This window comes from Rhodococcus sp. C-2 (assembly GCF_027854095.1).
Classification (GTDB): Bacteria; Actinomycetota; Actinomycetes; order Mycobacteriales; family Mycobacteriaceae; genus Rhodococcus_F; species Rhodococcus_F qingshengii.
The window spans coordinates 243,089-256,616 of sequence record NZ_JAQGFI010000006.1 but is presented as its reverse complement, the minus strand read 5'-3'; the positions used below and the strand labels follow the sequence as shown (position 1 = coordinate 256,616).

12 protein-coding genes are annotated in these 13,528 nt (G+C 62.5%); 7 read left to right on the top strand and 5 right to left on the bottom strand.

Annotation, left to right across the window (positions count from 1 at the left end; all coding sequences use genetic code 11):
- Positions 1-153 precede the first annotated feature (153 nt).
- From PCS43_RS15080 to PCS43_RS15065, 4 genes are all read left to right on the top strand, one after another.
- Positions 154-516 (top strand): DUF485 domain-containing protein, encoded by a 363-nt coding sequence (locus tag PCS43_RS15080; protein ID WP_003939976.1) that lies wholly within the window; start codon positions 154-156, stop codon positions 514-516.
- The gene (locus PCS43_RS15075; RefSeq protein WP_007727752.1) at positions 513-2,150 is read left to right on the top strand and encodes a solute symporter family protein; all 1,638 of its coding nucleotides are present in this window, start codon (positions 513-515) and stop codon (positions 2,148-2,150) included. The genes PCS43_RS15080 and PCS43_RS15075 overlap by 4 nt, the downstream gene beginning before the upstream one ends.
- Before the next feature lie 74 nt (positions 2,151-2,224).
- Positions 2,225-2,656 (top strand): type II toxin-antitoxin system Rv0910 family toxin, encoded by a 432-nt coding sequence (locus PCS43_RS15070; RefSeq protein WP_003939735.1) that lies wholly within the window; start codon positions 2,225-2,227, stop codon positions 2,654-2,656.
- Between the two features lie 120 nt (positions 2,657-2,776).
- Positions 2,777-4,432, top strand: coding sequence for a substrate-binding domain-containing protein (locus PCS43_RS15065; RefSeq protein ID WP_209909623.1), 1,656 nt, complete (start codon positions 2,777-2,779; stop codon positions 4,430-4,432).
- Position 4,433: 1 nt separating this feature from the next.
- Here PCS43_RS15065 and PCS43_RS15060 read toward each other — a convergent pair whose 3' ends face one another.
- On the bottom strand, positions 4,434-5,339 hold the full coding sequence (locus PCS43_RS15060; protein WP_065455328.1) for an ABC transporter substrate-binding protein: 906 nt from the start codon (positions 5,337-5,339) through the stop codon (positions 4,434-4,436).
- Between the two features lie 65 nt (positions 5,340-5,404).
- The gene (locus PCS43_RS15055; RefSeq protein WP_037128762.1) at positions 5,405-5,677 is read right to left on the bottom strand and encodes a WhiB family transcriptional regulator; all 273 of its coding nucleotides are present in this window, start codon (positions 5,675-5,677) and stop codon (positions 5,405-5,407) included.
- Positions 5,678-5,792: 115 nt separating this feature from the next.
- On the opposite strand from PCS43_RS15055, the gene PCS43_RS15050 reads away from it, so the two are divergent.
- Positions 5,793-8,075, top strand: coding sequence for an ATP-dependent DNA ligase (locus PCS43_RS15050; protein ID WP_065455329.1), 2,283 nt, complete (start codon positions 5,793-5,795; stop codon positions 8,073-8,075).
- On the opposite strand, the gene PCS43_RS15045 is transcribed toward PCS43_RS15050, so the two are convergent.
- Complete coding sequence (locus PCS43_RS15045; RefSeq protein ID WP_209909620.1) at positions 7,975-9,516, bottom strand: MFS transporter; 1,542 nt, start codon at positions 9,514-9,516, stop codon at positions 7,975-7,977. The two genes, PCS43_RS15050 and PCS43_RS15045, sit on opposite strands and share 101 nt — an antisense overlap.
- Before the next feature lie 77 nt (positions 9,517-9,593).
- Here PCS43_RS15045 and PCS43_RS15040 point away from each other — a divergent pair, with 77 nt between their 5' ends.
- Positions 9,594-10,241, top strand: a complete 648-nt coding sequence (locus tag PCS43_RS15040; RefSeq protein WP_003940096.1) for a TetR/AcrR family transcriptional regulator — start codon at positions 9,594-9,596, stop codon at positions 10,239-10,241.
- Between the two features lie 4 nt (positions 10,242-10,245).
- Here the strand turns inward: PCS43_RS15040 and PCS43_RS15035 are convergent, their stop codons facing one another.
- On the bottom strand, positions 10,246-10,968 hold the full coding sequence (locus PCS43_RS15035) for a TioE family transcriptional regulator (RefSeq protein WP_007727731.1): 723 nt from the start codon (positions 10,966-10,968) through the stop codon (positions 10,246-10,248).
- Between the two features lie 108 nt (positions 10,969-11,076).
- Between PCS43_RS15035 and PCS43_RS15030 the strand changes: the two genes are divergently transcribed.
- Positions 11,077-12,300 (top strand): erythromycin esterase family protein, encoded by a 1,224-nt coding sequence (locus PCS43_RS15030; protein WP_007727728.1) that lies wholly within the window; start codon positions 11,077-11,079, stop codon positions 12,298-12,300.
- A 5-nt stretch (positions 12,301-12,305) separates the two neighbouring features.
- Here PCS43_RS15030 and PCS43_RS15025 read toward each other — a convergent pair whose 3' ends face one another.
- Positions 12,306-13,415, bottom strand: a complete 1,110-nt coding sequence (locus tag PCS43_RS15025) for a serine hydrolase domain-containing protein (RefSeq protein ID WP_007727723.1) — start codon at positions 13,413-13,415, stop codon at positions 12,306-12,308.
- Between the last annotated feature and the right edge of the window lie 113 nt (positions 13,416-13,528).

Sequence of the window (13,528 nt, the reverse complement as noted above, 5' to 3'; positions counted from 1 at the left end):
CCCGAACCCTCTGCCGTTGGTCGCGCCTGCCTGACCGTTCGGCGCAGCGCGCGACTGCTCACCGTGTGACTGGCGCCACAGCGTCTTCATGTGACTCCGATCTCACTAACGTCTGTGCGTAGTTCACTTCACACGCGAGGCGAGGAGCCGGCAGTGTCCACAGCAGAAATCAGTGAGGGGTCGCCGCAAGAGCGACGCACCCCGGATGCCCAGGCATTCATAGACATGCAAGCGAGTCCCGAATTCCAGGAACTCCGAACGCGTCTGCGCAAGTTCGTTTTCCCCATCACTGCATTCTTCCTGCTCTGGTATGCGGTGTACGTCGTCCTGGCTACCTATGCCCACGACTTCATGGCCACCAAGGTCCTCGGCAACATCAATCTCGGCATCATCCTCGGCCTCGGGCAATTCGTCACGACCTTCGCCATCACCGCGTGGTACGTGAAGTTCGCCGGTCGTGAGCTCGATCCCCGCTCCGCCGCCATCCGTGAAGAACTGGAAGGTCCCGCACAGTGATCACCACACTCGCCGCGTCCGGAACGGACGTAGGAAACCCAGCCTTCAACATCGCGATCTTCCTCGCTTTCGTCGTCGTGACCATGACGCTGGTGATCCGCGCCAGCCGGACCACCAAGAAGGCGTCCGACTTCTACACCGGTGGTGGGCAGTTCACCGGCCCGCAGAACGGGTTCGCCATCGCCGGTGACTACCTCTCGGCGGCATCGTTCCTCGGTATCGCAGGTGCGATCGCCGTGTACGGCTACGACGGCTTCCTGTACTCCATCGGCTTCCTTGTCGCCTGGTTGGTTGCACTGCTCCTGGTCGCCGAATTGCTCAGGAACACGGGCAGATTCACGATGGCCGACGTGCTGAGCTTCCGACTCAAGCAGCGTCCGGTGCGCATGGCGGCGGCCCTGTCCACTCTGGCCGTTTCCCTCTTCTATCTTCTTGCCCAGATGGCCGGCGCCGGTGGACTTGTCGCGCTGCTGCTCAACATCGACGGCAAGGTGGGACAGTCGATCGTCGTCGCGATCGTGGGTGTGCTGATGATCGTGTACGTCTTGGTCGGCGGCATGAAGGGCACCACCTACGTACAGATGGTCAAGGCAGTTCTGCTGGTTGCCGGAGCCGGAATCATGTTCGTACTCGTTCTGTGGGCAGTGCGCGGCAACTTCTCTCAGTTGCTCGCCAATGCGCAGGACATGGTCAACAGTTCCACCACCAAGGGTGTGCAGGGACGCGACATCCTCGGGCCCGGTGCCAAGTACGGTCTTTCCGGAATGACGAAGCTCGACTTCATCTCTCTCGGAATCGCTTTGGTGCTCGGCACGGCGGGCCTGCCGCACGTGCTGATGCGCTTCTACACGGTGCCCACTGCCAAGGAAGCTCGCCGCTCGGTGACCTGGGCGATCGCGCTCATCGGTGCCTTCTACCTGTTCACACTGGTTCTCGGCTACGGCGCGGCCAGCATGGTCGGACCGGACAAGATCTTGGCAGCGCCTGGTAAGGAGAACGCGGCCGCTCCGCTACTCGCCTTCGAGCTCGGTGGCACCATCTTCCTCGGCATCATCTCCGCGGTGGCGTTCGCGACCATCCTCGCCGTCGTTGCCGGTCTCGCGATCACTGCTTCGGCGTCGTTCGCTCACGACATCTACGCCAGTGTCATCAAGCGCGGCAACGCAACCGAGGAGCAGCAGGTTCGAGTTTCTCGAATCACCGTCGTGGTCATCGGACTCGTCTCCATCGTTCTCGGCATCATGGCGATGGGGCAGAACATCGCCTTCCTGGTGGCTCTCGCCTTCGCAGTGGCGGCCTCGGCGAACCTGCCCACCCTGCTCTACTCGTTGTTCTGGAAGAAGTTCAACACCACCGGTGCGCTCTTCAGCATCTACGGCGGTTTGATCAGCTGCTTGACGCTGATCGTGTTCTCCCCGGCGGTGTCGGGTAAGCCGTCGTCGATGTTCCCGAACTCCGACTTCGCCTGGTTCCCGCTCTCGAACCCCGGCATCGTCTCGATTCCGCTGGCATTCGTCCTCGGCATCGTCGGTACGTACATCGGACGTAACAAGATCGAAGATCCGGCAAAGCAGGCGGAGATGGAAGTTCGCTCCCTCACCGGCGTCGGCGTCGAAAAGGCTGTCAGCCACTAAGAGGGGCAAAGCCCCCGTGCGTCTTTCTGGTACCTCTGGTTACGGAAAAGGCGCACGGGGCTTATTGTTCTGCCATGGCAAAGCTCACAGTGAAAATCGACGTTCCGCTTCCTCCTCAGGAAGTGTGGGACAAGGCGTCCGATCTCAGTGGATACGAAAACTGGCTCGTGGTTCACGACGGATGGCGCAGTGAACTTCCCGAACAACTGGGTGTCGGCACCGAGATCAGCTCGGTCGTGACTGTGAAGGGCCTGCGCAACCGCGTTCGGTGGACCATCAAGAAGTACGACGTCCCGAAGGCGATCTCGCTCAAGGGAGACGGCAAGGGCGGGGTCAAGCTCGGTCTCGAACTCGACGTCAAGGCAAAGGGCGACGGGTCGGAACTCGCGCTGACAGTCGAGTTGGGCGGCGCGCCGTTGTTCGGCCCGATCGGTTCGAGTGTGGCGCGGGCGCTCAAAGGCGATGTGGAGAAGTCGCTGGCCCAGTTTGTCCAGATCTACACCTAAGTTGTGGAGATTTCCACATCGAGCTACTTCACCGCTAACATGAGTTAGGATTCTTTTCGGCGGGATAAACCGGGCATCGGTTGGTTATTGATGCGGGTCCCGCCGGAAAGGATTCGATCAATGTCGTCTCGTCATGGGTACGGCGCACCACCTGCGTCCATGCCTCGATCCGTGCGGGTTCTGATCGGACTCTTGGCAGTAGTCGCAGTCGGTGGAACCGCAGCATTCGCCGTGACGTTCAAAAGCGTCAGCGACAAGGGAGAACTCGGTGCGAGTGCTGTCACAGCTGCGACGGCAACCAGCTGTGAGAACCCGGAAACCGTGACCGTGGCCGCCGATCCGTCGATCGCCTCGGGACTCGAAGCTGTCGCCGCTGCCATCCCCGCTACGGAACTCGGGTGCAGCTCGCTCAGTGTGACGCCGCAAGATCCCGTGCTCACCGTCGCGGCGATCGCCGACGGTTCGGCACCCGCACTGTGGATCCCTGATTCGAGCGAATGGTTGGACAAGGTTTCGGCGAGCGGGCAGGAGATTCGCCGGATCAGCAACTCGGTCGCGTCCACCCCTGTTGTCACTGTCTCGGCGCCGGGTAGCGAGGCACCCGCCGCTTGGACGGATGTCCTCGGCGCTCCAGCACTGCACATCGGCGATCCCCTCACCAGTGCCGTCTCCAGCGCACCGATCGTGGCAGCCTTTGCCGAGGCCCAGTCGCGGGGCGGGGACCTCACGTCCATTTCGGCAGCCCTGGTCCCGGTGGCGCAAGCGCAGTACGGAAATCTGAAGGAAACCGGTTCGACCGGACGCATCCAAACCGTGGACGCGGACGGCGGGACCGCGGTGACGACCGAGCAGACCTTCGAGGCTTATCTCGCCGCACATGCGGACAGTCGACTCACCGCGTCGGTACCGTCGTCCGGTTCGGTCTTCATGGACTACCCGATGGCAAGTGTGGGTGCAGACTCGTCGGCGGCGGTCGACGCCGGCAAACTGCTGGCGGCAGCGCTGACATCGGACACCGGGCGCTCCGTACTTGCCGGCCTCGGGTTCCGCGGCGCGGATCAGGCCCCGCCGGTCGCCGGTGGAGTGGGAAAAGTTGGCTCGCTGGTGCCGTCCGATCCGACTGTGGTCACCAAAGCGCTTGCGCGGTACGAGATTCTGTCCAGGCCTTCCCGTGCACTGGCAGTTGTCGACGTCTCGGGGTCCATGGACTACATGCAGGACGGGGTCACTCGAATGGCCGCGACTGCACAGGCCGGTGACATTGCGATCCGAATGTTTCCCGCCAACGCACAATTGGGTCTCTGGGCATTCTCCGTAGACCTCGGCGAGGGCACGGACTACCGCGAACTCGAACCTGTCGCCCGTATGGATGCAACTGAAGGCGACACGGATCATCGGAGCAAACTGCTGTCTCGGATCGACAGCCTCTCTTCGATCGTCGGCGGCGGAACAGGTTTGTACGACAGCGTTCTCGCCGCGTATCGGTCCATGCAACAGACCTACGATCCGGCCTCGATCAATTCGGTGATTCTACTGACCGACGGTGCGAACGATGATCCGTCGAGTATCTCGCTGCAGGAACTTCTCGACACCCTGACTCGCGAGCAGGACCCGACGCGGCCGGTACCGATCATCACCATCGGTGTCACCGATGACGCCGATACCGATGTGCTCGAGCAGATTTCGGCTCTCACCGGCGGCAACAGCCACTTCGCTCCGACACCGGCAGACATCCCGAAGGTCTTCGTCGGCGCGATCAGTGGGCGCGCCGGCTGAACTACTCGAGGACTGGCGCGTCGGCGCTGTCCGTGATCCATTCGGTTGCGAGTCTCTCGAGGGTGCCGTCGGCGTAGAGGCCATCCACGGCGGCAGAGACGCACGCCGTCAGAGGACTGTTCTTCTCGAGCACGAACCCGAAGAATTCGGTGACCGCGTTGGGCCGCGGAAACTGACCCACGATGACCGACCCGGGCAGTTCGTTCTCGGTGATGTGGAATCCGGTCGGGATGTCGACGACCAATGCGTCGATCTCGCCCGCGGCCAGCGCAGCTTTCGCGTCGTCCGTGGTCGCGAACTCGCGTGGCGCAGTGGTCGGAACAATCGTGTCGGTGATCGCCGCGAGGCTGGTGGAACCGGTCTGAGCGCCCAAACGGTAGCCGGCCAGATCCGCAAGATTCTTTGCCTCAGCGGCTGTGCTCCCGCGCGAGGCGATCACCGACTGCGCCACTGCGTAATACGGCGAGCTGAAGTCGACGTTCTCGCGGCGATCCCCGGAAACCGTGAACTGATTGACGTCGAAGTCGAAATCCTTGGGGCCTGGTTTCAGTGCGTCGTTGAAGGCGACCGTGGTGAAGCGAACCTGATCGGCGTTGTACCCGAGCTTGTCGACGACGGCCCGGGCCACCGCTCCCTCGAAGCCCTTGCCGTTGGACGGAGTGTTGTCGACGAACCACGGCGCGTACGCCGGCGAATCGGTGGCGATGGTCAAGACACCGTCTTCGAGGGTGGTCCCGCTCTGGGGTCCGCACTTGTCCACGGCGGTGGTCGAGGGCAGTTTGGTGAATGCCTCGGGAACCGTGGTCGTGGTGTCCGCTGCCGCAGGTGCCTCCGGCTGCGACGAACACGAGCCCAACAAGATCGAGCAAGCGAAGATCGCGGTCACGGCAACAGCGCGTCGTGTCATAGGCACAAGGCCATCTTGCCTGTTTGTCCGGTACGGACGTGACGGGGGTCTCGTGTGAGCGGAGTTCACGCAGCTGAGCGTCGTAGTGCAAGGCGCTCCGACGGTGTCGTCCCACCCCATACTCCGTGTGGTTCAGCGGTGTCGAGTGCAAACGTCAGGCAGTCCCGAATGACCGGGCAGCGGAAGCACACCTGCTTTGCGGAATTTTCCCGTGCAGCCCGATTGCGTCCGCGTTCTTCACCCGGCGAATAGAACACCGCGGGGTCCACCGTCTTACAGGTGGCGAACATCCGCCAGTTGTTGTCCACCAACGGCTCCACGGAACTGCGAACTGTCATCGTGGTCTCCTCTCCCATCGAGAATCCAGTCTTGCCCGTGGACTGGCGCAGCGGCAGGTTTCCGATCCACCAGATTTCTACTGCCAGATGCAGCACTATCCAGCACAATGAGGAAATGGCAACGACGGATCGGGGTCAGATCACGCTCGACGGCACAACGGTGTCCGTGACCAATCTGGGCAAGATCCTCTACCCCGAGAGCGGCACCACGAAGGCCGAAGTCATCGACTACTACACCCGTATCGCCGCAGTCATGCTTCCGCATGTCGTCGGTAGACCGGGCACTCGTAAGCGTTGGCCCAATGGCGTGGACGGTCAGTCCTTCTTCGAGAAGAACCTTGCGTCGTCTGCCCCGCAGTGGCTCACGCGTGCGTCGCTGCAACATTCTGATCGTGTCGTCACTTACCCGGTCTTCGATTCCGTTGCATCCCTGGCGTGGCTGGGGCAGCAGGCCGCACTCGAATTGCACGTTCCCCAATGGCGATTCGACGGTTCCGAGCGTGGTCCGGCGACACGACTGGTATTCGATCTCGACCCGGGCGAAGGCGTCGGATTGACCGAGTGCGCCGAGGTGGCGAGGTCGATTCGAGATCTGGTCGCAACTCTGGGGTGGACTGCCTATCCGGTAACCAGTGGTAGCAAGGGAATTCACCTCTACGTTCCACTGGATCGAGCCTTGGACGGCAGCGGTGCGTCGACTGTCGCCAAGCAGATCGCCACCGGACTCGAGAAGCTTCACCCGGATCTCGTCACCGCGACGATGGCTCGAAATGTGCGGGCAGGCAAGATTTTCGTGGACTGGAGTCAGAACAACGCAGCCAAGACAACCATTGCGCCGTACTCGATGCGCGGTCGCGATCAACCCTATGTTGCCGCGCCGCGCAGTTGGGACGAACTCGACGATCCGAAACTACGACATCTGTTGTTCGACGAGGTTCTGGAGCGCGTCGAATCCGATGGTGATCTGCTGGGCGATCTGGATCCGCCGGTCTCGGCGGCTGTAGCCGACACGTTGACGCACTATCGCAACAAGCGGTCGGCCGACCGGACGCCGGAGCCGATCCCTGCTGCGGTGACCAAGGAGACAGCGGGCAATACCTTTGTGATTCAGGAACATCACGCCAGACGATTGCATTACGACGTTCGGCTGGAGCGGGATGGTGTGCTCGTGTCCTGGGCTGTTCCGAAGGGCGTGCCGACCAGTGCCGGAGAGAATCGGTTGGCCGTGCACACCGAGGATCACCCGCTCGAGTACGCCACGTTCTCGGGCACGATTCCGAAGGGGGAGTACGGCGGCGGTTCGATGACGATTTGGGATTCCGGGACGTACGAGACCGAGAAGTGGCGTGAAGACGAGGTGATCGTGCGCCTCAGTGGGAAACGGGTGCAGGGACGCTTCGCGCTGATCCGGACGAAGGGTGACCAGTGGTTGATGCATCTGATGAAGGATCAGAACGCGAGTTTCGGAACGGAGTTTCCCAAGAATCTCGAGCCGATGCTTGCCACCGCTGGAACGCTCGAAGGTCTCGACTCGCAGGAGTGGGCTTTCGAAGGAAAGTGGGACGGGATCCGAGTGATTCTCGAATATCATTCGGGCACAATGTCACTTCGCAGTCGCGCGGGTAACGACAAGACCGGGGACTTTCCCGCCCTTGCCGGGTTGGCCGAGGTGCTGGACGGTCATGACGTGGTTCTCGACGGTGAAGTGGTGGCGTACAACGACGCGGGGGTCACCGATTTCGGTCTTCTCCAGCGAGGTGGGGAGCCGGTGTTCCTGGCCTTCGATCTTCTGTACCTCGACGGAGTGTCTTTGCTGCGGAAGTCCTATTCGGACCGGCGCACCGTGTTGAATGCGTTGGCGGGCAAGGTCGGTGAGCTCGAGGTACCTCCACAGATCGAGGGCACGGCGGAGAACGCGTTGGAGGTGAGTACCGATGCCGGATGGGAAGGGATTGTCGCCAAACGTCGTGCATCGGTCTACCTTCCGGGGCGGCGTGGGTCGAGTTGGATCAAGGTGAAGAACTGGCGCACTCAAGAGGTGGTGATCGGAGGGTGGCGCACCGGGCAGGGCAATCGAGCACAGGGGATCGGGGCGCTGCTCATGGGAATTCCGGGTGAGGATGGATTGACCTACGTTGGGCGCGTCGGTACCGGCTTCAGTGATCGCGACTTGGAGTCTTTACTTGCGACACTGGAACCGCTGCGTCAGAAGGAAAGTCCGTTCGGGGAGGAACTTCCAGCAGATGACCGCAAGGGTGCGGTGTGGGTGAGGCCGGAACTCGTCGGTGAGGTGCGGTTCATGGATTGGACGAAGACCGAGCGTCTGCGTCATCCGAGTTGGCGAGGTCTGCGGGAGGACAAGAAACCGGGCGACGTGGTGCGGGAAACAGTGCAATGACGGCCAACGCACCGACGAACGCGACTGCGGCACAGATTTGGATTCCGGTACTCATCGCCGAGGTGTAAGCCTGGTTCGCTGCGTCGGTCAAGGCACTCGCGGGGGGAGCGCCGGCATGGATCTGCGCCGGATCGGCTGTGGAAGTGTCGACTCCGGGTTCGAAGCGGGACCGGAAAACGGTGGCTACGACCGTCCCGATGACGGCGACGCCCAGAACTCCACCCAACTCTCGCACGACGCTGTTGATCGAACTGGCCATCGAAGCCTGCTGGGGCGCAACCGAAGACATCGACGTGGTTGTGGCCGGAGCCATGACCAACCCCATCCCCGCGCCGACCAGTGCCATGATCGCAGCCAGGATTCCGAACGGTGCGTACCTATCTGCTGCGATCGACAGGACCAACAGTCCCGCGGACATGACTGCGAGACCGGTCGCGATCGAACTGCGCACGCCGAATCGGCCGACCATACGATCGCTGCTGGAGGCGACAGTCGCCATCACTATCGCAAACGGAACTGCACCGACGCCGGCGACCAATGGACCGTAACCACGAACTAATTGGAGGTATTGCGTGTACGTGAAGAGAACTCCGAAAAGGGCGAAGAATGTTACGGCCAAGATGGCATTGGAGGTGCTGAACACTCGACTGGTGAAGATGCGCACGTCGGTCATCGGCGCCGAGGCCCGCAGCTCCCACCAGACGAATCCGGCGAGAAGTGCTGTTGCGCTGACGATCTCCAGCACCGTGACGGGCGACGACCATCCGCGAAGGCTTGCCTGGGTGAGGGCATCCACGATCAAAGCCAGTCCGCCGGCGGATAACAGGAGCCCGGGGATGTCGAACGAACCCTTCGTGATTCCTCTTGCCGGGGGCACAAGAGAAACCGTCGCGGCGATCACACCGGCGACCAGTGGGACGTTTATCCAGAAGACGCTTCCCCAACTGAAATGTTCGAGTAGTACGCCACCGGCTACGGGGCCGATCGCGATTCCCAGTCCGGCGGTTGCAGACCAGATTCCTATCGCCCGGCCTCTCTCGTGCGGGGCGAACAGCGAGACGACAAGTGACAGCGTCGCCGGCATGACCAGTGCGGCGGCTGCCCCCATCACTGTTCTCCAGCCGATCAGCTGCAACGACGTGTGAGAGAGGGCAGCGAAGGCTGACCCGAGAGCGAACAAGGTGAGGCCGGTCAGAAGTATCCGACGGTGACCGAATCTCGCGCCGAGTCCACCTGCCGTGATGAGCAAGGCGGCGAACGCCAATGTGTATGCGTTGGTGATCCATTGCAGGTCGACGGTGGTCGCCCGCAGTTCGCGGGCAAGGGTCGGGATAGCGGTGTTGAGGATGGTGTTGTCGATCGTGACTACGACGAGGGATGTGCAGAGGGCGCCCAGTGCTGCCCATCGTCGCCGGTCAGTGGGTTTGAGGGAATTCATCATGTCCTTACGAATGTAACCTTACGAATGTTTAGTGATGAGAACGTACCCCTTCGCCTTACATGTGTAAAGTTTGTCGGGTGAGTGATGTTTCCGAAGATGCCGATGAAACTGGGACGAGTGGTTCTCGGAGTACTCGCGCCCGAAATCCGAGAGGAAGCGGCGCACGGCTCCGCGGAGAGATCGTCGCCGCAGCGGCGACGCTCATCGCCCGCACCGGATCGGATCAGGCGGTGACGCTCCGATCGGTCGCTCGCGAAGTCGGGATATCCGCACCATCTATCTACGGACACTTTTCCGATCGCGATGCCATTGTCGAAGCGGTGGTCTCCGAATCGCTGGAGCAGTTGCATCTCGCCGTGGCCGACGCCGTTTCCGCACACCCCGACCCGGTCGAGGGTCTGTATGCCGGGTGCTCGGCATACGTCGAGTTCGGCATTTCCGAGCCCGCTCGGTATCGGGTCTTGTTCGGGTGGTCCAGGCCGAAAGGTCAGTCACCACAATCGGATACGCGAGGACTGGCCGCCTTCAACACGCTGGTGACCAACCTCGACGCGTGCGTCGCCGCTGGGAGGTCGGCCAGCACAGACACTTTTGTCGATGCGGTATCGATCTGGACTTCGCTGCACGGACAGGTGATGTTGCGGGCCGATCTCCCGGAATTCCCGTGGCCGTCGACCGACACCGTCGGTGAGATGGTGAGGAGCCTTGCGCGGCTTGTGAACTGACGCCTCAACCGTTTGCTGATCGGCAACCAGGCGAGGTCTGATCCAGCATCGTGAGATAGGCATCGAGCTGAGCTGCGCCGGCGAGAAGGTTGCGACTGCGTGTGGCCAGCCGGTCTTGCCAGGATTCGAGGAACGCTGACAATGCGTCTGCTCCGCCGGCCTCGCGCAGCGAATCGAGAAACTGAGCGACTTGCGACAGCCGATAGCCACCGCGCCGCAGCTGCCGTGCGATCTCGGCGTCGCGCACACACTCCGGACCGTATTCGCGATAACCCGTTGCTCGTTCGCGCTCGGGGCGCAGGATGCCGTGCTCTTCCCATGTGCGCAGTGTCGCCGGGTGAACGCCGAGACGGCGCGCCAGCTCACCCACCGTCAGCGCTGGACCGTGCACCAGTGCCGGTGCCATGGTGGACAGAGTCCCCAGCGCTGTGGCTACCTCGGTGCGAGTTTTTCGCTCGGCGAGCAGCGTCACGTGCGCACTGTCGATCAGGCGGTAGGCGGACTCGGTGTCGCCCTGGTTGGTCGCCCGCATGATTTCCGTGGCCCGCTGGTGCCCGTGACCGCCGCGCAATGCGAGGAAAGTGCGCAGGGCTTGCGCGTGCACTGGGGTGTATCGCCGGTAGCCGTAAGTGCTGCGCTCGCTCGGAGGGAGGATGCCGGCATCGTCGTAGTTGCGGATCGCCTGTGCGGACAACCCGTGTTCACGGGCAAGGTCTATGGGCCGCACTGATCACCTCCGATTGAGGCTTTTCACGGTATACCCCAGGTAATTGCCAGTGAAAGTTTCAACCGAATCTTCAACGATACTGTCGAAGGCAGTCCACCTTCGAAAGGGATGATCATGTCCACTGCCCCAGCGCTGAGTGAGTTCGGCCGCCAACTCGAAGACGCGGCAAGTCTTGGTCGTGCGGTCGACGAACTGCTCGCAGCGCGAACCGAGGTGCCGGCTCTGCTCGCTCTCGGCGAGCCGACTCATGGGATCAAGGCTTTTCCGTTGCTGCGCAACGAACTTCTCGGCCAACTGGTCGAACGAGGATATCGGTCGATCGTGCTCGAAACAGATGTCTTTGCGGCTTTGCTCGTGAACGACTACGTGAACGGGGGAGAGGCGGACATCGAGAAGGTGCTCGCCACAGGCTTCAGCCACGGATTCGGTGCGGTACCGGGAAACCGCGAACTCGTCGAATGGCTACGCGAGTACAACCACGGCCGCGCTCCGGCCGACCGAGTTCGCTTCTACGGCTTCGACGCTCCGGTGGAGTACTCCGGCGCACCGAGCCCACGTGGCGCGCTGTCTGCAGCAGGTGACTTCCTGCCCGCTGCGATGCGGCCGCACTCGTTCGACGACATCGACCTTCTGCTCGGGCAGGACCCCGACTGGACCAACCCGGCGGCGATGTTCGAACCGGCTGCGTCCGTCGGCAACTCCGATCAGGCTCGTGCCCTGCGCATCATTGCGGACGACCTCGCCAGCGTCCTGCGGCGCGCCGCACCTGTGCTGCGGCCCGCCGACCCGGGCGGATACGACCTGGCCCTCGCACACGCACGCACCGCTGTAGGTCTTCTGCGCTACCACGCCGCGATGGCGAGTTCCGCTCCTGATCGTATCGGCACTCTGCTCAGTCTCCGTGCCGAGATGATGGCCGAGAACCTGCTGGCCGTCGTCGCCCAGGAGCAGCGACGCGGGCCGATCCTGCTCTTCGCACACAATGCCCATCTCCTGCGAGTGCCGTCCGACATGCCCGTCAACGGCGACGTGGTCAGCTGGGGGAGCGCCGGCTCACTTGTCGGACTTGTCCTCGGAGAGCGCTACGTATTCGTGGCAACCGACGCCAACCCCGACAGTGATCCGGGCACTCTGCAGGGAGCGTTGGCCGATGCGACCAGTCGGCGTGCCCTGTTTCCGACCCCCGCACTTCGCGCAGCACTTGACCTGTCCGTCACCGCGGGAGAGGCGATCCTGCCAGGGCATCTGCCGCTGAAACCTTCGGAGTTGGACGGCGCCGACGCGGTCATTTTCGTCGCGGACACTGATGGAAAACGTCATCAATACTGGTAACAGCGTCAAGGGCAGAGTGCGTGCGAGAGTATCGCGACGGTGTCCGGCTGGTCCTTCGGCGTCGACGTCAGCGTCACAGTGAACGCGCGGTCCGGCGTCGCACCGGACAGTGTGTAGTACCCGTAGATCCCACCACTGTGGCCGGTATAGGTGACGCCGCAGGGAAGTTCGGTGGCGCCGACGCCCATCCCGTACCCGAGTCCCTCGGCTTCGGTGGCGGCGACCTGAGGGGTGGTCATCTCGGCAAGCTGCTCGGCCGGCACCACCCGCCCGTCGAGTAGTGCACGCCAGAAGGTGTTCAGGTCTGTGCCCGTCGAGACCATCGCTCCGGCAGCCCAGGGGATCGACGGTTCCGTGCGGGAAACGTCGGTCAGGCCACCGTCGAGATCCTGATAGCCCGTCAGGTGATCGCCCCTGATGTCGAGCTCACCGGCCGGCGGGAGGTACGTGTCTTCCAAGTCCAGCGGATCGAGTATCCGAGACCGGAGTTCATCGGCGTAGCTGCGGCCGCTCACGGATTCGACGAGCATTCCGAGAACGATGTAGTTGGTGTTGGTGTAGACGAACGACGTTCCGGGGACGAATTGCGCCGGTTTGCCGAGGGCGATGGCGACCGCGGCGGACGGCGTCAGCGTTCGGTTCTCGTTAGCTGCAATCCATTCGTCGGCGCCGGGTTCTCCGGCGAACTCGGGAAGGCCGCTGCGATGTTGCAGCAGTTGCCGCACGGTGATCGCGCTACCGTCGATGCCACTGCCGTCCATGTCACTGCTGTGCAGTAGGCCCGGGAGATACCGCTCGATCGGTGCGTCGAGGTCGACCTTGCCCTCGGCGACCAACTGCAGAACGAGTGAAGCTGTGAATGTCTTTGTCACACTTCCGATCCGGACGCGATCATTCTTGCCGATCGAATCGCCGTTGGTCCGGTTGGGCACGCCGCTGGTCATGACAGCCGTCGTGGTGCCGTCGTCGAGTGTTGCGATCGACCCGACGACACCCGACCTGGTGAGTCCGTCGAGATCCGATTGAATCTCCACTGCGCGCTGGAGCGTCGAGCAACCGACGAGTGCCGTGGTGGCTCCGATGATGACCGCGGCGACGAGCAGGTATGGGCGCATGAGTCGAATCTATGGACCTTGTCGTGCCGCGGGATCCAGGAAATCCCCCATCATTCCCTGATCTTCTGCCAGCCCGGGACGTAAGGCCCGTTTGTTCAAAACCGACAAATCGG